This window comes from Nostoc sp. (genome assembly GCF_036917155.1).
GTDB lineage: Bacteria > Cyanobacteriota > Cyanobacteriia > Cyanobacteriales > Nostocaceae > Nostoc.
The window spans coordinates 33,556-53,236 of sequence record NZ_JBALDZ010000161.1 but is presented as its reverse complement, the minus strand read 5'-3'; the positions used below and the strand labels follow the sequence as shown (position 1 = coordinate 53,236).

The following is a 19,681-nucleotide window of genomic DNA, read 5'->3' as shown; positions in this document are numbered from 1 at the left end:
TTTTTGTCCTTTGTCCTTTGTCATTTGTCCTTTGCCTTTTGTCCGTTTTCATTTGTCCGTTGTCATTTGTCCGTTGTCATTCGTCAGTTACCAATGACTAATGACCAATGACCAATGACTAATGACCAATGACCAATGACTAATGACCAATGACCAATGACTCTAAAGTTGCTGCACTAATTCCCATATCATGGGTGTGAGGCGCGAGAAACTCTGAGGTTGATAAGTCGGCTGGATTAATTGCAACAACTTGATTTAGGTTTTGTTGTTGAGCAATCTGGTTTTCTGTCCGCCAGCTATCATATTCTTCTGGTGTGTGGACAATTACCTGTGTCCGCATGGAACCGTGATAACCACCGCACAACTCAGCACAAACTACGGGATATGTACCTGGTTTGGTGGCAACAAATCGTAGTTCGGTAGGGATACCGGGAAGTGCATCTTGCTTTAGGCGGAAGTTTGGCACCCAGAATGAGTGAATTACATCGTCTGCTGAAAGATTGAGTTGCACATCAGCACCAACGGGTATGTGCAATTCCCCAGAGGTAATGCCACTATCGGGGTAATTAAATATCCAGGCGTACTGTATGCCTTTGACATCAACAACTAAGTCGGCTGGTTTGTTTAGGGTTTGAGGTGACGCGCCGATACCGATTGTCGGGGCAATTGTCGGGGCTGTTGTTGCTTCAGAAGCATCGCTGAGTGTCGCTGCAAGAGCAGTTCCCGGCTGATGAGCAACATGAGCAGCTGAATGAGGATGACCGGCAGGCTCAAAACCGCCCATTTGGTTAAAAACATCTACGCTGTAGATACCCAAACCAAGGACAATCACTGTTGGAATTGCTGTCCAAAAGATTTCTAAGGGAACGTTACCTTCTATTGGTAAACCATCGGTATCATCACCGCGACGGCGACGAAACTTAACCAAAAAAATCAGAATAGTTCCTTCTACCACCAAGAAGAGTGCGATCGCAATGGTAAACATGACGTTGAAAAAACCGTCTACCAAAGGCGCTTGTAACGATGCCTGCACCGGCATGAGAGTGTGGTTTTGACCAATCCAAATACTGATTGCTGTAACTACTATCCCAGCAACCAGAGTCCATAGTGAAACAGGAACTTGTTGCATACCTGCTACCTGCTTTGTAAACCGTCTTTAGAGGTGTTATTTTCTGAGTTTAGGTTTTAGGGGAGAGGTTACAGGTTACAGATAATAGGAATTCATCTATTCCCTGTAACCTGTACCCTATTCCCTTGTTCTTTCCCTATTCCCCATTTCCCATTTCCTTTTCACTTATTAACTTTCTAACGTGCAGCCATTAAAAAAGGGGGAAACTTCCAGATTTTTTCCATATCCTTCCCCCAAAAAATTACAAATTATATTTCAACTCATACCACAAAATTAGCCCCTTGCTTTCAGAAAAGCTAGTTGTTCCAAGGGGCACTGTTAATCCTAATGTTGATTAGGCTATATTAGCAGCAAGTTTAAATTTGTTAATAGCGAACAATTTACGATTTACGGATTTGTTTACTGTGAACTTTTGATTGTTTCCAGTAAATATTTAATATTCCCCTCAAGTTACCTTGCCTAGCGCCTTGGCGCTGATTAAAAACAGTGCCTCCTTGAATTAACAACAATTTTGACTAACTCTAAAAACCTTAATTATTTAATGCAACATGAGTGTAGCAGTTCTTCGGACAAATCCGTGAACAAGCTTCACAACCAATACAATTCTCTGGAGAAGTAACTGCCATTACTTTCCGTTCAATTTCTTCATCATCTTCATCTTCCACAAATTCGCCTTCTTCATTGAGTGCTTTCAATCCAAGCACATTGTACCCGCAGACTTTAACGCATCTGCCACAGCCGATACATTTATCTTTGTCAATTTCCTGAGCAAATTTTGGTGTCCAAGCCTTACCGCCAAATGTCAAACCTGTTAGTTGTGCCATGAATAAATCCTCGGCAATTTTGCCTGTCAATCTGTTTGTGCATTAATCATCATACTATCCTAATCTTTTATTCTTTTGTATTCAAAACTTACTTTTATCTCATCAAATTTCGATGACTTTGAACACAATCCCAAATTGTTTTTTATTTCAGTTTATAGATAATAATTATTGCTAATAATTATTATAAATCTTTCTTATTTTTCGTTCCCATGCTCCGCTTGGTAATGCATTAATCGAGTCTCTGACTCAATATCTGACTGGAGGCAGCAGACCACAATCAGCCATTTCCATACAGAGCATAAATAAAAAGTAGAACTGCCGATTTAACTATTATTTCTAGCAAATGCAACTATATCTATAAGAGTAATGATATTCTTTTGCAAATATTTTTACATTTAGGCAAATAAATTTATATAAACAGTATACATGTATACCAGACTATATGTTCAGCAGTTACATTTTGATATCTGCAATATGTAGTTTAGAAAGCAACAATTTTCAAGTTATTTTGATTTAAATATTTAGATAAATGGTGACAAAAGGAATATTATTACTTGACCGAAATAAACAGAATTAATTTATGAAGGAACTGTAAACTTTATGGCAGAATATTATCATGGCTTAAATATTAAAATTGTTAACAAATCAGATGAAGTCCAATTCTAAGAGGCTTATTCTTTTCCTAAAAAGACTTTGGGTAAGGTTTTATGGTCAAAGCTAAATTGTTCATTAAATACGTAATTAAATAAATGTTAAGATTTTTTTCTAAGCTCGATACGAACAAATTAATCATTTTTTTCATGAAATGTATAGTTAATAAGAAGTTTTATTAGGTTTGGTTTTAAAGCCTTAAATAGCTTCCAATTGGATACAAAGCCAAATATGGATGTGGGAAGTGAATGTGGCGAGAAAAGATTATTCTCGCCAGAAAGATAATGTGGTAGCGAGTCATGAATAAACAGGACTCATCCAGGGGAGACCTGATACAGACATCTCAACGATTAGAGTGGGAAAAGAGCCTTATGCCTTATACAATTCCTAACAACAGTTGCGTTGGATGTGACAACTGCCGCCCCCAATGTCCTACGGGTGCAATCAAAATAGAGGACAATGAATACTGGGTTGATCCTGGTCTTTGTAATAATTGTGAGGGCTATTATTCTAAACCGCAATGTGTAATAGCTTGTCCAACTAATTCTCCCATTCCTTGGCAGGCAAAAAAAGGGAGATGCAAAGTTGAACCGAGAGATGCTAGCAGCTTAGACTTGTTTTCTAATGGTAAGAATAACCCATTTGCGTCAGCGATCGCAATTTGGGAAGCTTGTAATGTCCTAGCGCAACGCACATCCCTACATTGGGAAACCGATGAAGAAGGCTATATAAGTTACAGCCGACAAGTCAATCAAGGACGAGGTGCGATCGCATTTCACATCCAAGATCCATTAAAAGTTAACGACAAGGCCACAGATATAGCAGCAATTGAGGGGCTTGACATCAGAGCCGCCTGCATACATCTAATTTTTGCAGCTTATGCTACAGCCTTAGAGCAACCTTGGGAGCAAGAATTTGCGATCGATGAGCGACAAATCGAGAAATATTTGGGGATGGAGAAACGCAAGGATTTGAGCAAAGCTGCCAAGCTAGCTTTAATGAAAAATATCGTTCAGCAAGCTTGCTCTCTGATTATCTCCATTGACTGGCCCCAACAAGGTCGAATTAACGGATTCTCTGTTACAAACAGCCGCTTATGGCACTTAGTAGATATTCAGCACCACTTCCAAGAAGACAATCTCGGATGCAAATATCTAATTGGGCTAACTTTTAAAGTAAAAGCAGGTATTTGGGCACAATATTTCTTAAACAAACAAGCGTGTAAAGAGCGAACCGCATTCTATCAATACGGCAGTCTCCCCAAAACGCTGCTAACCACAGTTATGAGCATTTGGCAGCAACATGAAGGCGCAGTCCGACTAATGTTGTGGTTGCTGTTTAAAACCAAAATGGGCAAAGAACAACGCATCACCATTCCTACCTTGCTGCGTATTGCTTACGGTGAAGAAAAAGTCGCCCTTGCATCCAGACAACGGGAAGAACGCAAACGTTTGCTGCGAACCTTTGAAAGCGATTTAGAAATTCTCAATCACTATGGAATGAAACCACTTTTCGATCCAGTTACCTACCCACCAGAAATTCAACCTTTGTGGGCAAAATTAGTTGATCTTCCCGAAGATCCAGATGAAGCATTAGAATTTTGGACTAATGACGGTGGTGCTGAAACACGCCTCACAGACACAGGCCCCCGTGGTAAATGGAATCTGCTAATGAATGCGCGGATTTTGGCTTTTGAACTCCCACCAGAATGGGAACAGCAAATTTCAGAATCAGAAAAAAAGAAAACAAGAACTGCCAAAGCCAAAAGGAAGCCCAAAGCTACAAACGATTTGCTAGGCGAACAGATTTTGCAGGCGCGAAAAAATTTGAATCTTTCTCAGAGAGAGTTAGCAAAACTTACAGGTAAAAGCCAAAGCTGGATTCGAGATATTGAAAATGGTCGTTTAAAAGCCAAATTAGAAGACCAAGTACTGTTACGAAAAGTCTTAAATATGGCTTCATCTTGATTTAAACGCAGAGGGGCACAGAGGAAATCGCAAAGGAACGCAAAGATGTTATACTAAATACAGTGAACTAAACTTAGCAATCCTCTGCGATCCTCTGCGCTTCCCTTTGCGTCCCTCTGCGTTTAAAAACTCTTCCTCTTTTACGTACTATAACTCATCACCTTACTAGAGCTAATCCAAAGACTACCGACAGCATATTTAGTAACTACCAACTCTCTTGTGGCATTACATGAACTCTTGAGTTGTTGAGTCTTGGTTTCATCTTTCACAAGTTTAGCCTGGTAAGTGTAGAGAGAACCAGAAGGTTGTTCAAAACTTAGTTCAGCTAGGATAGTATTATTGTCTAAACTTTGCTCTAAAATTTTGCCTGCAACTTTGTAGTTAAACCAATCCCATCCTTTAGAGAGAATTAGTTCTCTTTCCAAAACCTGAAGTGCAGCAGGCAGAATTCCCCAGCCTCGATAGACTTGATGCAAGCATTGAATATCACCAGTCCGAGTCAAAATCGATCTAAATGAATCTTGATCTAGACGACCATAGTATCTTCCTTCTGGTAAGTCTATGACTGTTGGTGCAAACCGATGTCCACCAAAGTGCGATGATTTCCAGATTCGCACATTATCTAAACACAAATCAGCATTACTCGCTGTTATATGGAAGTAAAAAGGAGCGCCATATCTCGCACAACATTTATCATGGCTACCGTGGGTACAAATTAAAATATCTCTAGTTGTACTAGTTTCTACTTCCAAATTAGAATCGATACCCCATATCCATTTTTGGACAACTCCTGCTACTTGCTCAATATTTGCCAGCTTAAACTCTTGCTTATGGTATCCATTACTTAGCCCCTCTTCTTTTTGATAAATCAAAAGCGTAGTATGGTTTACTTTGTGTGATACATCATTAGCAATTAAGAGGAATCTAATCGGTAGTTTAGCACGCTTCACTTCCTCTACCAAAATCCTCAAATTCTGAGGCACCCATTTGGAATTAAAGGCTTCTGATGTCCAAGGTAAATGACACTCAACTAAAATATAAGTTTGATAATTGGTGGCACTACCAATAACATCTTCTCCTACTTGACGTGAATCATCAGAACAAAAAAAAGTATTCATCTCGCTGTACTCATTAGCGTATTTTATGGACAAAAGGTATTACAAAATACAATTGTGTTCTTAGCTACAAATCCTTGGCCAAAGGAGATAAAAAGAACAATATTCATTTCCCAGTTAAAACTAGGTAGCCACTTTATAACATCATTATTGATCGAGGTCTTTCCGGTTAATAAATTCTCCACAATAGAGATAAACAGTGTCAAGAGATATTTTTCCGTATGAGTGGCGTTAATTTTGTATCTAGTTTTATTGTTATCTGGTATTCCATAAATTTTCACTTGCGGAAACTCGGCTTTTCTGGACGTTACCAAGCCCCTTCGGGGCGGGAACAGGGAACTCTTAACAGGGAACAGAAAAAAAATTAGCCCCGAATACAGGGTTTAAAGCCCCTAAATTTATTTATGAAAAGAGATAAAAATATTTGAAACGAGATGGCGTCAGCCACGATGTTTCAATGTGTCCTTGTACAAATCCCCTGATTTTAATTATGGGGATTTCCCTGTTGCCTGTTGCCCGTTCCCTGTTCCCTTTTAACGACGATTAACTTGCTTGCAATATCGATGTAGCTGATACTACAATCAAAAATATTTTTAGCAACAATCTAATTGTTTAAAGTTTTACTGAAATTATCTACATAGCTACTTATAGCTCCTGTTTTTACACATAAAGATATAATTCTGTGCCGCTCTCGTGGGAGACATATTCCTAAAGGTAGATGCGAAAACACTTAATAAACAGCGATCGCTCTGGTAAGCCATACTGTTTTAAGATTTCTTCCCCACTATCTATCTATCTATCGATCCATATTGCAAATAATTCTTAATTAGATGAGAAAAATAAAGACAATAAAATTGGGGGCAAATGCTTTACAGCCCCGTACTTGATGTGCGATAAGTTAATAATGAAAACTAGTGACTAATTGTTATCAGCGTCACTGAAATCAACATTAACAAATTTGGTATTTAGCGTTTTACCTAATCTAACTTCCTGAAGCTCATGTCAGGGTTTGATGATAGGCATCTGCTTTGACTCTAACTGAAGTCAATAAGAAATGCAAGTATTTAAGAATCTTTATGACTTCTTTACAGTTTGTTGTCTCTAGGATGTTGCTTAAATCACAGTGAACAGGGATTTCATCGTGGAGATAGCTTACTAGAACAAGCATTGATAGTTTCAATTTAATAGATAAAGCTTGGCAATTGTGACAAATTGTTGCTAGTAAAGGCACACTTACTAATCCAAATATCTAGCTGTGGCGATCGCATATTTCTACTTCCATGCAAAACTTAATTATTCCAACGGAAATTGTGAATATTTTGATAAAGTAAAACAGATGTGGAGGTAAGATTATGACCCAAGCCTTGCCCAAGTTACTCACCTTCAATGAATTTAGCGAATGGTATCCCAACGATGGTAAACGCTATGAATTGCACAAGGGAGTAATTGTTGAAATGCCACCCCCAACCGGATCGCATGAAAAAGTTGTAGGATTTATAGCTCGTAAGCTAACTGTCGAGTTTGATCGCTTGAACCTTCCCTACACTATACCCAAAACCGCATTAGTCAAAACTCCTACTGCCGAATCCGCTTATTCGCCTGATGTTTTACTGCTAAATCTTAATAATCTCGACAATGAACCGCTTTTTCAAAAACAGTCAACAGTAAGCCAAGCAGCATCGGTTCCAATAGTTATTGAAGTTGTTTCAACTAACTGGCGAGATGATTATTACAATAAATTTAGGGATTATGAGGAAATGGGCATTCCTGAATATTGGATTGCTGATTATGCTGCATTGGGCGCAAGAAAGTTTATTGGCAATCCTAAGCAACCCACTATTTTTGTCTGCGAATTAGTTGATGGTGAATATCAAATGACACCATTTCAAGGCAACACTGCGATTTCATCACTTACCTTTCCTCAATTAAATTTAACCGCACAACAGATTTTTGATGCAGCTAACTAACGCATATCCTGCCATAATTTATTATTAATCTGTACTAAATCTCTTCTCAGCGCCCATTAAGAGCTTTATTTAATATTTCCATACCTACAAATGAACAGCTAAAAGCCTTTTTCATCAAATGCGTTACAGTTAGCAACTTGCTTCAAAGCATAGAGCTTGTCCGCTACGATGAACGCACCAACAGAATAGTGATGCTGGTTGGAGAAACAATTCAAGTAGAAATACTTAGTAATGGGGAGACAATAACAGGATGACCGAGTACATGAGTTTGAATGAATCTGAACTGAGGAAATATGTAATCGCACATCCACAGGATGAAGAGGCATTTCAGCATTTCCTTAACATCATGCGAGCAAAGCCAGGACGAGTAATTACAGCAACAAATGAACAATTTGAGGCTGAGATCAGGAAAAGGCTGGCTTCTTGAAAAAATTTACCATTGAAGTGATTCTTAAGGGCGATCGCGGCTTGGTAGTGACAAGTGCGATCGCTTGGCATTGGACGCAGCGATCCAACTGAAAGCTAACCTTTAACAAATTCGGCGGAATTCCCCGTCCCTCTACAGGGCGGGGATGGATAGTCGGGTGACGACGAAAACGCCTCCGACTAATATCAACCGCAGGTGGATTTTGGAGTGAGGTGTTTGAGAAGTCACCAATTATTTTATTTGATTGCTTTATCATAAAATATATTTATGTTAAAGTAATCCTATTAAGGAGGTGATGTCAAGTGTTGCACAAGGTTGTACAAGTCCGTTTATATCCGTCACAAGAACAGCAAACTCAACTAGCTCAAACATTTGGTTGCGCTCGTTGGTGGTGGAATTATGCTCTAAATAAGTCGATTGAAACTTATAAGGAAACGGGCAAGGGACTTAGCCGTGTTGCACTCAACGCATTTCTTCCTACACTCAAAAAGGCAGAAGAGACTGTGTGGTTAGCTGATTGTTACAGCCAAGTTTTACAGGCTACGACACTGAATCTAACTACAGCCTACAAAAACTTTTTTGAAAACCGTGCGGGGTTTCCTAAATTCAAATCTAAGCATGGTAAACAGTCTATCCAGTATCCTCAAAACGTTAAGATTGTAGATGGCAATGTCAAACTCCCTGGCAATATCGGGATAGTCAAAGCCAAAATACACAGAGCGATTGAGGGGAAAGTCAAAACTGTTACTGTAAGCAAAACGCCTTCTGGCAAATACCTTGCATCTATCTTGACTGAGATTGAAGGCGAAAATCCGGTTATTTCAGAAGGTAAGATATATGGGATTGATCTAGGTTTGAAACACTTTGCTGTCGTCACTGACGGCGAAAAGGTTTCCAAATACGATAATCCCAAGCACCTTGCCAAACATGAGTTTAACCTCAAACGTAAGCAGAAAAAATTAGCACGTAAACAGAAAGGAAGTAAGTCAAGAAATAGATATAGAAAAGTTGTTGCCAAGGTGTACGAGCGAGTTAGTAATTCGCGGCAGGATTTTCTACATAAACTTAGTTATAAGTTGGTCAGCGTAAGCCAAGCTGTCATAGTAGAAAATCTTCATGTCAAAGGCATGGTTCGTAATCACAAATTGGCGAAATCAATATCTGATTGTGGCTGGGGAACATTTACTAACTTTCTAGCTTATAAGCTAGAACGCAAAGGTGCAAAGTTAGTTGAGATTGATAGATGGTTCCCCAGTTCTAAGCTCTGTTCTAATTGTTTCTATCAAATAGGTGAGATGCCATTGGATGTCCGTGAATGGACTTGTCCTCATTGCAGTACTCATCATGATCGTGATGAAAATGCGGCGAAGAACATAAGAGCAGAAGGTATCAGAATGATAAAGGCGGAAGGTGACGCTCGAAGACTCGCTAACGCTTCGCTATCAGCCGTCTCTGCTGTAGGAGGGGAGGTAAGCCCTAATCTCGGACGAAAGTCTATAGTAATGGCACTCCCCTGTGATTACAGAAGCCACAACTTCAACCGTACTCGGTAAGTTGGGGTAGTTCACTCTGACAAAAGCACTTTCGTATAGCAATCCATTATTGATCGAGTGCCAGAAAATGTGCGATCGCATTTATTGGAAAGGTTCAAAACCATGACATTAATTTTAGCTCTCGATTTTGGCGGAACTAAGCTAGCAGCAGCATTGGTAAATCTTGGTTCGAGAAAGTGGTTGCGTTATGAACGTCGTCTCTCGCCAGTGAATGCAGATGCTAGCACTGACTTGGAAATAATGCGATCGCTCATTTACTCTTTGCTGGAAGACACAAAACCTGCTGCGATCGGTGTCAGCTTTGGTGGCCCTGTTGATGCTTCCACGGGGACGGTGCGACTATCTCATCATGTGGCTGGATGGGAAAATATTCCTCTCAAAGCCTTGTTGGAGGAGGAGTTTGGCGTTCCTGTCGATGTAGATAATGATGCTAATATTGCGGCTTTGGGTGAACACCGTTTTGGTGCGGGACAAGGATACGATAGCCTGTTTTATATTACTGTCAGCACTGGCGTGGGTGGTGGTTGGATACTCAATGGCCAACCTTGGCGAGGTGCTGGTGGGATGGCTGGTGAGATTGGACATATTGTTGTAGATCCTGCTGGGCCAGTTTGTTTGTGTGGGAAGCGGGGATGTGTGGAACGTTTGGCGTCGGGGCCTTATATGGCGCAAAATGTTAGGGAAATTTTGGAACTCGAACCACAGAGGCGCGGAGGACTCAGAGATGGAGAGATTTTGAGGGGTTTGGTGGGGGATGATTTAACGTTGCTGACGGGACAGTTGGTAAGTGAGGCGGCGGCGGCTGGAGATGATTTGGCGAAGGAAGTTTTGGATAAGGCTGCTTGGGCGCTGGGTGTGGGTATTGGCAATGTGGCGAATTTGATGAATCCGCAGCGCTTTGTGTTGGGAGGCGGTGTGACAAAGGCGGGGGAGAATTTTTGGCGGGTGGTGCGTCAGGTGGCGCGGGAGACAGCTTTACCGGAGGTTGATTTTGAAATTGTGCCGGCGGTGCTGGGGGATGATGCGCCGTTGTGGGGCGGTGTGGCGATCGCTTCTATGGCAATAAATGAGTGAGGTGTGGAGTTCTCTAAGTGCAAACAGAATTAGTTATTTTTGATTGTGATGGAGTATTGGTAGACAGCGAAGGATTAGGCAATCGTGTTCTTGTGGAATTTGTCGCTGAGTTTGGGCTGGCAATGAAACTTGAAGAAGCTATTTTGTTATTTAAGGGTTGCAAAATGGCTGATTGTGTTGCTGTCATTGAGCAAAGACTTGGGAAAAAGATGCCGCCAGATTTTGTAACTCAACTTCGTACCCGCACTGCTGAAGCATTCGAGCGTGAACTACGTCCTGTAGAGGGAATAGAAGCAGCTTTAGACAAGATTAATCTACCCATTTGCGTTGCTTCCAGTGGCCCACCCGAAAAAATTAAGTTAGCTTTGCGTGTAACTAACCTACTGCCTCGATTTGAAGGACGTATCTTTAGCTCATATCAAGTTGGAAGTTGGAAGCCAGCACCCGACTTATTCTTACATACGGCTAAAAGTATGGGGTTTCAAGCTGCATCCTGTACGGTTGTAGAAGATAGCGTTTTGGGTGTACGTGCAGGTGTTGCCGCTGGGATGAGAGTTTTAGGTTACACCGAGCAAAGTGAGGCTCATCTACTTGAGGCATCTGGAGCGTATGTCTTTTACTCAATGTATCAACTACCTTCTTTGTTGTTACATCATTAGACATCTGGTGAAAATGAATGTAGAGACGTAGCAGTGCTACGTCTCTACAAGGGTTCTGGATAACGCATATTTAATTTCTGGAGATGTCTATTAGCCAATAAGGTGGAATATCACTTAAGCTATTTTTTACAGTTCATCATTTGGTGAATTATGACATTTAACACATTTACGCTTCTGACATTGAGAGTAGTTACACTCAGCCTGCTCATTTTAGATACATCTGGCGTATTTAGCCGAGCGGCTCAACAGCCATTAGAAAGTTTTGTTGAAGGCAATATCAAATTTACTAGTAGTGATGCCATATCATCTTCAGTAGAAAAACGCCCTAACCATAGCGAGAAGATTGATGTTAATCCATTAGCGATCGCAGCAAAACACATCTTGAACACGATGCGGGAGACGCACTACACCCACAAAACCTTCGTTGATAAAATCAATGGAGTTTACGATATGGATTGTTCTGGATTTGTAGGTTATGTGTTGAATCAGATTGCACCTGAATATCTGGCGCTGATTCCCAAGGAACCGAAACAGCCCAGACCCCGTGCCTTTAAATACTACGAATACTTTCATCAATTGCAACAACACTCTACTTCGGTACGGGAATGGAAGGCAATCAACCAACTCATGGATGCAATGCCTGGTGACATTATCGCCTGGGCAATGGAACCGATTACTGAACACGCGGATACAGGACACGTCATGTTTGTGGCAGCAAAACCTGTGATGAACTCCGATGGTACAGTCAGTGTAAAGGTTTATGATTCAACTGCTATTCGCCATAATGATGACACGCGCTCACCAAATAGTACTGGAATAGGTTGCGGTACTATTGTGTTTCGAGTCGATGCTAACGGCGCTCCTGTGGCGTTTCAGTTCAACACTAGGGCAAAATTTCATGAATTGCCGATTGCTATTGGCAGGAGCAAAATATATGAACGTTAACAAATTTTTTCCCATTTTTTGCTGTAGAAATCACAACACTAATATCCCATCTTATTGCGTTTAAACCTACTATTGCTGTTGAATATCTTGGCGAAACTCCCTAATTGCTTCCAAGGGAGACGATAACAAAACACAACGATTGAGCAGGGATAAATCTAATTCTGTTAATAGCTCACTTTTAACAACTTTCTCATATTCTTGTTCTCGTAAGCAGTAGACTTCAATTGTGCCATCTTCCCAAAACCAAACTTCTGGGACTCCCATTAATTTGTACTTCTGTAATTTTATGGGACTACCGCTAGTAATCACTACTTCAATACAGAGGTCTGGTATAGGTTTGTCACTTCCAAAGCAATAAGATAAGTCAGCTTGATATTCTACTATCTTGGGAACAATCTGGCTAAAACTCCTACTGGGGAAAAATTCAATACCCTTGACTTCAAAATAAGTAATCAGTAGTGCAGCAATTAAACACTTAATCGCCTCATGAGGCTTACCAATAGTCACTATTTCTAAGACTCCATCACAATAAAATAACCGCACTCCTGGTACATTTTCAAAGCTAGCTTGAATCGCTTTAAACTGTTCCCAACTTAATCCATGTCGAAAGAAGCGTTGTTCTTCTGGTAAGTTAACAGCATTTTCTAACGTTTGAGTCATAATATTTTTTACTCTCTCAGTTAGTATTTACGAAATTTATCTTATCGATTTGTGCTTGAGAACTCGTAATTGCACTTTCACGATGATACTTTTTATTTCTCGCTTGTGTCCTGTGTTTTCTCCTATGACATTTAAGGGTAAAAAAACCCCTACTTCTGGCATAACATATTCCTGCATTTGAGCGCGTACTACTTCTTCAATCAACCCTGACGCTTGTTAGTTCCTCAACTGGAGCATTTTTGTAGAGTATTTTAGCGTAGGCGTAGCCCGCCGCAGGCATCGCACGACCGTACTGGATCAAAAGTTGGTTTTCTTCTTCTGTCATAACTTTTCCTGCTTCAGCGAGCGCGTGGACTACATCTTTACCATCTCACACCTCATTTATTTTTATCAGAAGAATAAAAACTGGGATGCTCCCATTTGACTTGTATGTACACCGTAGCTTACCAAAGGGAGACTACAGGGGGGTATTATTATGTGCATCTTCATGCAGAATTGGCATAACTTCCAGCTGCTTCGTCGATTTCCCTATTTATACCTCTCACCCAAACAGACAGTTAATTTTGATATTTTGTTTCTATGAGTAATGTATCTCGGTCATCTCTAGCTTCTAACTCCCCTCCTTTGCGATTACTTGTATTAAGTAATGGTCATGGGGAAGATGTAATTGCAGTTCGGATTTTGCAAGAACTCCAACGACAACCAAACCCACCAGAGATATTTGCTTTACCTCTGGTGGGTGAAGGACATGCTTACCAACAGTTAGATATCCCGCTCATCGGTTCAGTCCGCACTATGCCTTCTGGCGGCTTTATCTATATGGATGGTCGTCAATTAGCGCGGGATGTACGCGGTGGTTTATTGCAACTTACCCTCAGCCAGATTAAATCTGTCCGCCGTTGGGTAAGTTCTCAAAAAAAATTAGGTAATAAAAGAGCAATTTTAGCAGTGGGAGATATTGTCCCCTTGTTATTTGCAACTTTCAGTGGCGCTAATTATGCTTTTGTCGGTACGGCGAAATCTGAATATTACGTGCGGGATGAAGCTGGATTATTGCCACGGAAATCTAAAAATGCGCGTTGGGAAAACTTTTCCGGTTCAGTTTACCATCCTTGGGAACGTTGGTTAATGAGTCGTCGCCGTTGTAAGGCGGTTTTTCCTAGAGATGGGTTGACGACGGAAACATTAAAACAATGGCCAATTCCAGCTTTAAGTTTGGGTAATCCCATGATGGATGGTCTAGAACCAACGTTTTCACGCCAACAATTTTATAGTCAGGATGTCCAACAGCGAGAGATAGTTAGACCTTTTGTAGTAACTCTTCTTCCTGGTTCTCGCCCGCCAGAGGCATATACCAACTGGGAAACAATTATGATTGCCGTATCTGCATTGATGGCAAGTTTCCAGGAGAGAGATTCGATCTTCTATACTTCTAAAACAGTGGTATTTTTAGGTGCGATCGCTCCTGGTTTAGACTCTAATATTTTATCCCAAAGTGTGCAATCTCAAGGCTGGCGTACTGAATCAGTATCTCCTATCCAAATCTCCGATCCAAATGCCTTGACATTTAAACAAAGAAATGCTTATTTAGTTTTGACACAACAAGCCTATAATGATTGCTTGCATTTGGGAGATATAGCGATCGCAATGGCAGGTACAGCCACAGAACAGTTTATCGGTTTAGGGAAACCTGCGATCGCAATTCCCGGTAATGGGCCGCAATATAACCCTGCCTTTGCTGAAGCTCAAAGTCGTCTTCTCGGATCGTCTTTGATTTTAATCGATCAGCCAGCAGAAATTGCCAAGGTCGTACAGTCCCTCTTCAAAGATCCTGATATTTTGCAAATTATTGCCGAAAATGGTGGGCGACGCATGGGTAAACCAGGAGCCGCACTACGCATTGCGGAATGTTTACAGGAACGATTTTGAATGGGCATTGGGCATTGGGCATTGGGCAGAGGGGAAATAAAATTCCTAACTCTTAACTCAGCACTCTTAACTCAGCACTCTTAACTCAGCACTCTTAACTCAGCACTCTTAACTCAGCACTCTTAACTCAGCACTCTTAACTCAGCACTCTTAACTCAGCACTCCTCATGCTACCAACCCAGAACGTAAGGCCCTGACAGCAGCTTGTGTACGATCATCAGCACAGAGTTTATTTAGAATATTGCGAACATGGGTTTTTACAGTACCAACTGTAATGTAGAGTTTCTCGGCAATTTGCCCATTGCTACACCCACCTACAATCAACTCTAGTATTTCCAATTCCCGTTGAGTTAGGGGGTATGTTTCTAAAACTTGCTCATATTCTGATGCCAGTGCCTCAATTTTTACAGTTTTCGGCTTGTCAGAACCTTGAATTTCTCCAGGAATACCTTGGCGCATCTTCCGCAATACCACATTGGCAATTGCCGGATCAATCCAAGAGTTACCGCCGTGAGTTGCTTGGATCGCCTCAGTTAATTTACTGATGCTGGTTTCTTTCATATAATAAGAATCGGCACCAGCTGCAAAGGCTGCCAGTACAGCATCTTCTGTATGATCCATTGTCAAGATGAGAATCTTCGTATTTGATTGCCCAGTTTCCGCCTGATAGCGTCTGAATTTACGAGTAAGTTCGATGCCATCCATATCAGGCAAGCCGATATCTACAACCGCTACGTCTGGCTTTGCCGTTTCTAAAAGTTTTAATCCTTGGGTTGCATTTGCCGCTTCGCCAATTACTTTCAATGCACTATGAGACTGTAATGCTGCTCGTAGTCCCATTCGTGTTAAGTCATGATCTTCAATTAAAATAATACTAATTTCATTCATCGCTACACTCACTCTTGCGCTGTTTGCATCTTTCAAAGTATTACCTTTTGTAACTACTATCTCTTATTTTCCCAAACTAAAGATAGATGATATTTCAAGCAGTCTGCATCCACCGATAGAAATAATAAATACCCGAAATTTTTATATTTAGATAGAGGACAAATCTAGCTGAAGATATATGGATACTTACACAAAAAGTATGAAATATTGAAACGAATGCCAAATTGCTACTCCCTGCTTATAATTCAGCTTTGAGTTGCCATGTTCCATTTAGTATTATTTTGTATACAACTTTAAAAAAAGCTTACGAAAATGAAAAAATTACAACGTGTCGAAGTTGCTTTACGAGAAAGTAAACGATGGTTTCAAGCGGTTTTTAAGCAAACCTTTGGATTCATTCGATTGATGGAGCCTTTGTCAGGAAGCTTTCTTAGGGGTTAAATATTAGTAATTTTAAGAACATTGTAATTACAATATATCTGTAAAATTACTAGTACTTGGTCTAGAGATCGCTAAGAAAATTGTCGAAATTCCAGCAGGTAGAATGACTTCAGATTCACAAATAGGTATAGACAGTATTTTCTTATTTACCTAGTCTAATCAATCTAAAGGGTAAAACTGTTCAAGCTTATGGTACAGGATAATAGTATGCAACTCTCACCAATGACTGACGACGGTCACTTGCTCACTCAATTACAATTGTCTTAAGCTTGGTAAAGTATTCTATTTTACTTTATATCAGTTCTATTTGCTGTCTTCAGATCAATAGTTTTCAGTTTGTTAATTGCTAATTTTTTGAGAGCTATCGATTGTTTGCTAAGAGTTTTATTCCCAAACTCTGGTAAGTTAACCAGATTGAAGATACAACAGACTGAATTGAACCCAAGGCAAAGTCCGAAACGTTGCAAAGTCCGAAACGTTGAGATCAGGGCAATGATCAACAACTATCGGACATTATACAAAATGTCTTAGTCAATCAAGTTACAGATTTTAGATGTCCGAAAATATTATATTCTTTAGTTGGATAATCTGAAAATAGAAATGTTATATATCAACCTATCTTTGGCGGCAAAAATAAAAAACGATGGAAGAGACGCTGAAAATTTTGGTTGTAGACGATGACGAAGTAGACCGGATAGCAATTCGTTCTGCGCTGACTCAAGCCGGTGTTCAGATGGAACTGTCTGAAGTAGGCGATGGTAATGATGCATTTTCTGCCTTAAGCACTACTGCATATCATTGTGTTTTCCTCGACTATCGCTTACCAGACCAGGATGGACTAACCTTGATTCAACAGCTACGTTCTTCAGAAATTAAAGTTCCTTTAGTAGTCCTAACAGGTCAGGGAGATGAACAAATTACTCTCCAGTTATTGAAAGCTGGTGCTACAGACTATCTCTCTAAGTCTAGAATATCCCCAGAAACTTTGTCGCAGGTTTTGCGGAGTGCGATTCGCATTTATCAGGCTGAAATGCAGGCAGATTTGGCAAGTCAGCAGCTTAGAGAAAGTCATGAAGAACTAATTTCTAAGAACCAAGAACTGGAGAGACAACAGCAACAGATTCAAATGCAAAACTTCAAGTTATTGGAGGCATCACGTCTAAAATCACTCTTTTTAGCAACTATGTCTCACGAACTTAGAACGCCGATGAATGCGATTATTGGTTTTTCGCAAGTCCTATTGCGTCCTAAGTTCGGTCAACTAACGCACCAGCAAAGAGATATGCTTGAGCGGATCTTGAATAATGGAAAGCATTTGCTAATGTTACTCAATGAAGTTCTCGACTTTTCCAAGCTGGAGGGAGGAGGATTAGACTTAAAGGCAGAAATATTTGATATATCAAAGGTAATAAATCTCGCAGTTGGTGAAATACGCTCCCTAGCTGAGGCAAAAAATCTTTCGTTATTAGTAAAAACCAATTTACAAAATCCTTTGGTATTTAACGATCCAGTTCGGATCAAACAGATTTTAATTAACCTACTCTCCAACGCCATTAAATTCACCGAATCTGGTGAAATTTGGGTTGCAGTTAAAGAACTACCTGCAAATCGAGTGGTAATTATTGTTCAGGATACAGGTGTTGGCATAGCACCGAAAGATTTTAAACATATTTTTGAAGCATTTCGGCAAGTCGATCAAACTATCACTCGCAAATATCCAGGTACAGGTCTGGGTTTGGCAATTATCGATTCACTGGTGCGAATGATGGGTGGCAAAATATTTCTGGAGAGCAAAGTAGGGGTTGGTTCAATGTTTAAAATTGAATTGCCACGTCAAATTACATTACCGACTGTAGAAGCTGATGCTCCAACTTCACAGTTAGATGATGACGATTTTTTTTGCCCTGCTAAAAATCCTCCTCAGTCATCTTCGCGAGGTAGAAAAGCATCAAATAGGATATCCTAAATTTAAACTATAAATTACTTCAAAAAAAACTGATAAATCATGTCTGTAGTTGAAAATAATAAAATTTATCGTATCCTCGTAGTTGACGACACTCGAGATAATCTCATTTTAGTTCAAGCAATTTTAGAAAGTGAGGGCTATGAAATTGATTTGGCTTCAGATGGAATAAAGGCTTTGCACAAAATTGACCAATCTCCACCCGATCTGATTCTGTTAGATGTGATGATGCCGGGGATAGATGGTTATGAAGTCACACGTCGGATTCGGAAGAACCCTGCAATTTCTTATATTCCAATTTTGTTGATTACTGCCTTTCACCAATCCAGCGTTGTCGAAGGTTTAGATGCTGGTGCTGACGATTTTATTCGTAAACCATTTGATACTGATGAACTACTGGCAAGAGTGCGATCGCTATTGCGTCTCAAGCATAGTCTAGACGAACAGCAAAAAATGGCCCGCCAACGGGAAGACTTTGTTTCCCGCCTGACTCATGATTTGCGAACTCCCCTAGTAGCCGCCGATCGGATGTTGAATTTGTTTGAAATGGAAACATTCTGCAAAATTTCGCCGGAAATGAAACAGGCGATCGCAGTGATGATTCGCAGTAACCAAAATTTGATGGAAATGGTGAACACCCTGTTAGAAGTCTATCGCTTCGAGGCAGGTAAAAAAACGTTGAATTGGGAAGAGTGCGATTTACGTGAAATATCTCAAGAAGTAGTCAGTGAACTTAGTCCCTTAACAAATGAAAAAGGCTTGAATCTAGAAATAGATACCAGTGAATTAGAACCACTGAGTCCAAACGCTGGTATTATTATGGGCGATCGCTTAGAACTACGGCGAGTGCTAAACAATCTGGTTGCAAATGCCATCAAATTTACAGATGCAGGAGGCATAACCATCCGCATTTTTGAAACACCACCTCAGCCAGGAAATCCAGATTTGGTAACAATTGAGATAGAAGATACAGGATATGGGATTGCGCCAGAAGATCAGGCAACCATTTTTGAGCGATTTCGCCAAGGTAAAAATAAACGCTCAGGTAGTGGCTTAGGACTACATCTATCTCACCGGATTGTCAAAGGACACGCAGGAAGTATCCAGGTCGTTTCGGAAGTAGGTAAAGGTAGCTTATTTACTGTAAAACTACCTAAAAACACTTAAGTCTACTTATTAGCGATCGCGAGATTACCTTGAGGGTATTCTCTCACAAATTACATTCAATTTGAGTTTATTTTTGACTCTAAATAAAATATTAATATCAGATTATGGAATATTTTACCTAACACTAAAGTAATAGAAAATATCATAAAAATCTGCAAATCTAGTTTTATGGAACACCATAAAAAAATCATTAATACCATATATAGAGCAATATTTAGATCATTCTATGGATAGTAGAAATAACTATTTTACAAAGTTATTATTCAGCTTAATTAATGCCTGAAAAATGTCTATGCACCCTGGAATAATACCCAGGGTGTTT

General features: G+C 40.1%; 16 protein-coding genes and 2 pseudogenes. 11 read left to right on the top strand and 7 right to left on the bottom strand.

The window, feature by feature from the left end; translation table 11 throughout:
- Window positions 1–139: 139 nt before the first annotated feature.
- Both V7K67_RS21580 and fdxB read right to left on the bottom strand, forming a co-directional pair.
- Window positions 140–1,129: a cytochrome c oxidase subunit II gene (locus tag V7K67_RS21580; protein WP_335168340.1), complete on the bottom strand. Its 990-nt coding sequence runs from the start codon at window positions 1,127–1,129 to the stop codon at window positions 140–142.
- A 530-nt stretch (window positions 1,130–1,659) separates the two neighbouring features.
- Entirely contained in the window at window positions 1,660–1,953 is a 294-nt protein-coding gene (fdxB, locus tag V7K67_RS21575) for a ferredoxin III, nif-specific (protein ID WP_190730863.1), read from the bottom strand.
- Between the two features lie 1,022 nt (window positions 1,954–2,975).
- On the opposite strand from fdxB, the gene V7K67_RS21570 reads away from it, so the two are divergent.
- Entirely contained in the window at window positions 2,976–4,571 is a 1,596-nt protein-coding gene (locus V7K67_RS21570; RefSeq protein WP_334733818.1) for a helix-turn-helix domain-containing protein, read from the top strand.
- A 140-nt stretch (window positions 4,572–4,711) separates the two neighbouring features.
- Here the strand turns inward: V7K67_RS21570 and V7K67_RS21565 are convergent, their stop codons facing one another.
- Window positions 4,712–5,689 carry a sucrase ferredoxin gene (locus tag V7K67_RS21565; RefSeq protein WP_335168338.1) on the bottom strand — a complete coding sequence of 326 codons (978 nt, stop codon included), beginning with the start codon at window positions 5,687–5,689 and terminating at the stop codon, window positions 4,712–4,714.
- A 1,349-nt stretch (window positions 5,690–7,038) separates the two neighbouring features.
- Here V7K67_RS21565 and V7K67_RS21560 point away from each other — a divergent pair.
- Genes V7K67_RS21560 through V7K67_RS34490 form a run of 3 tightly spaced genes read left to right on the top strand, consistent with a single transcriptional unit; the run spans window position 7,039 to window position 8,080 of the window.
- Entirely contained in the window at window positions 7,039–7,653 is a 615-nt protein-coding gene (locus V7K67_RS21560; RefSeq protein ID WP_334733820.1) for a Uma2 family endonuclease, read from the top strand.
- Window positions 7,654–7,691: 38 nt separating this feature from the next.
- Window positions 7,692–7,907 (top strand): DUF6888 family protein, encoded by a 216-nt coding sequence (locus V7K67_RS34495; RefSeq protein WP_442943889.1) that lies wholly within the window; start codon window positions 7,692–7,694, stop codon window positions 7,905–7,907.
- A complete protein-coding gene (locus tag V7K67_RS34490) occupies window positions 7,904–8,080 on the top strand; it encodes a DUF6887 family protein (RefSeq protein ID WP_334706098.1) in 177 nt (58 codons plus the stop codon). Before V7K67_RS34495 ends, V7K67_RS34490 begins: the two co-directional genes overlap by 4 nt.
- Here V7K67_RS34490 and V7K67_RS21555 read toward each other — a convergent pair.
- Window positions 8,058–8,336 carry a hypothetical protein gene (locus V7K67_RS21555; protein WP_334733821.1) on the bottom strand — a complete coding sequence of 93 codons (279 nt, stop codon included), beginning with the start codon at window positions 8,334–8,336 and terminating at the stop codon, window positions 8,058–8,060. The two genes, V7K67_RS34490 and V7K67_RS21555, sit on opposite strands and share 23 nt — an antisense overlap.
- A gap of 46 nt (window positions 8,337–8,382) precedes the next feature.
- On the opposite strand from V7K67_RS21555, the pseudogene V7K67_RS21550 reads away from it, so the two are divergent.
- The 4 genes and pseudogenes from V7K67_RS21550 (at window position 8,383) to V7K67_RS21535 (ending at window position 12,311) form a co-directional block, all read left to right on the top strand.
- A pseudogene (locus V7K67_RS21550) lies at window positions 8,383–9,643 on the top strand (RNA-guided endonuclease InsQ/TnpB family protein).
- Between the two features lie 92 nt (window positions 9,644–9,735).
- The gene (locus V7K67_RS21545) at window positions 9,736–10,707 is read left to right on the top strand and encodes an ROK family protein (RefSeq protein ID WP_334733822.1); all 972 of its coding nucleotides are present in this window, start codon (window positions 9,736–9,738) and stop codon (window positions 10,705–10,707) included.
- A 17-nt stretch (window positions 10,708–10,724) separates the two neighbouring features.
- Window positions 10,725–11,366 carry an HAD family hydrolase gene (locus V7K67_RS21540; protein ID WP_334733823.1) on the top strand — a complete coding sequence of 214 codons (642 nt, stop codon included), beginning with the start codon at window positions 10,725–10,727 and terminating at the stop codon, window positions 11,364–11,366.
- Window positions 11,367–11,516: 150 nt separating this feature from the next.
- The gene (locus tag V7K67_RS21535) at window positions 11,517–12,311 is read left to right on the top strand and encodes a hypothetical protein (RefSeq protein WP_335168335.1); all 795 of its coding nucleotides are present in this window, start codon (window positions 11,517–11,519) and stop codon (window positions 12,309–12,311) included.
- A gap of 69 nt (window positions 12,312–12,380) precedes the next feature.
- Here V7K67_RS21535 and V7K67_RS21530 read toward each other — a convergent pair whose 3' ends face one another.
- Both V7K67_RS21530 and V7K67_RS34485 read right to left on the bottom strand, forming a co-directional pair.
- Window positions 12,381–12,971 carry a Uma2 family endonuclease gene (locus V7K67_RS21530; RefSeq protein ID WP_334733825.1) on the bottom strand — a complete coding sequence of 197 codons (591 nt, stop codon included), beginning with the start codon at window positions 12,969–12,971 and terminating at the stop codon, window positions 12,381–12,383.
- A gap of 196 nt (window positions 12,972–13,167) precedes the next feature.
- Entirely contained in the window at window positions 13,168–13,296 is a 129-nt protein-coding gene (locus tag V7K67_RS34485) for a hypothetical protein (RefSeq protein ID WP_375495423.1), read from the bottom strand.
- A 254-nt stretch (window positions 13,297–13,550) separates the two neighbouring features.
- Between V7K67_RS34485 and V7K67_RS21520 the strand changes: the two genes are divergently transcribed.
- Window positions 13,551–14,900, top strand: a complete 1,350-nt coding sequence (locus V7K67_RS21520; protein WP_334733826.1) for a lipid-A-disaccharide synthase-related protein — start codon at window positions 13,551–13,553, stop codon at window positions 14,898–14,900.
- A 165-nt stretch (window positions 14,901–15,065) separates the two neighbouring features.
- On the opposite strand, the gene V7K67_RS21515 is transcribed toward V7K67_RS21520, so the two are convergent.
- Entirely contained in the window at window positions 15,066–15,788 is a 723-nt protein-coding gene (locus tag V7K67_RS21515; RefSeq protein ID WP_179064032.1) for a response regulator transcription factor, read from the bottom strand.
- A gap of 1,084 nt (window positions 15,789–16,872) precedes the next feature.
- Here V7K67_RS21515 and V7K67_RS21510 point away from each other — a divergent pair.
- Together V7K67_RS21510 and V7K67_RS21505 are read left to right on the top strand one after the other, a co-directional pair.
- A pseudogene (locus V7K67_RS21510) lies at window positions 16,873–18,208 on the top strand (ATP-binding response regulator).
- A gap of 26 nt (window positions 18,209–18,234) precedes the next feature.
- Window positions 18,235–19,359 carry an ATP-binding response regulator gene (locus tag V7K67_RS21505; protein WP_334733827.1) on the top strand — a complete coding sequence of 375 codons (1,125 nt, stop codon included), beginning with the start codon at window positions 18,235–18,237 and terminating at the stop codon, window positions 19,357–19,359.
- Window positions 19,360–19,681: the final 322 nt, after the last annotated feature.

Excerpts from the sequence above, each read along its gene's own strand:
- V7K67_RS21580 (WP_335168340.1), bottom strand. The coding sequence starts at position 1,129 with ATGCAACAAGTTCCTGTTTCACTATGGACTCTGGTTGCTGGGATAGTA.
- V7K67_RS21560 (WP_334733820.1), top strand. The coding sequence starts at position 7,039 with ATGACCCAAGCCTTGCCCAAGTTACTCACCTTCAATGAATTTAGCGAA.
- V7K67_RS34490 (WP_334706098.1), top strand. The coding sequence starts at position 7,904 with ATGACCGAGTACATGAGTTTGAATGAATCTGAACTGAGGAAATATGTA.
- V7K67_RS21565 (WP_335168338.1), bottom strand. The coding sequence starts at position 5,689 with ATGAATACTTTTTTTTGTTCTGATGATTCACGTCAAGTAGGAGAAGAT.
- V7K67_RS21520 (WP_334733826.1), top strand. The coding sequence starts at position 13,551 with ATGAGTAATGTATCTCGGTCATCTCTAGCTTCTAACTCCCCTCCTTTG.
- V7K67_RS21545 (WP_334733822.1), top strand. The coding sequence starts at position 9,736 with ATGACATTAATTTTAGCTCTCGATTTTGGCGGAACTAAGCTAGCAGCA.
- V7K67_RS34485 (WP_375495423.1), bottom strand. The coding sequence starts at position 13,296 with ATGACAGAAGAAGAAAACCAACTTTTGATCCAGTACGGTCGTGCGATG.
- V7K67_RS21515 (WP_179064032.1), bottom strand. The coding sequence starts at position 15,788 with ATGAATGAAATTAGTATTATTTTAATTGAAGATCATGACTTAACACGA.
- V7K67_RS21505 (WP_334733827.1), top strand. The coding sequence starts at position 18,235 with ATGTCTGTAGTTGAAAATAATAAAATTTATCGTATCCTCGTAGTTGAC.
- fdxB (WP_190730863.1), bottom strand. The coding sequence starts at position 1,953 with ATGGCACAACTAACAGGTTTGACATTTGGCGGTAAGGCTTGGACACCA.
- V7K67_RS21530 (WP_334733825.1), bottom strand. The coding sequence starts at position 12,971 with ATGACTCAAACGTTAGAAAATGCTGTTAACTTACCAGAAGAACAACGC.
- V7K67_RS21570 (WP_334733818.1), top strand. The coding sequence starts at position 2,976 with ATGCCTTATACAATTCCTAACAACAGTTGCGTTGGATGTGACAACTGC.
- V7K67_RS21535 (WP_335168335.1), top strand. The coding sequence starts at position 11,517 with ATGACATTTAACACATTTACGCTTCTGACATTGAGAGTAGTTACACTC.
- V7K67_RS21555 (WP_334733821.1), bottom strand. The coding sequence starts at position 8,336 with ATGATAAAGCAATCAAATAAAATAATTGGTGACTTCTCAAACACCTCA.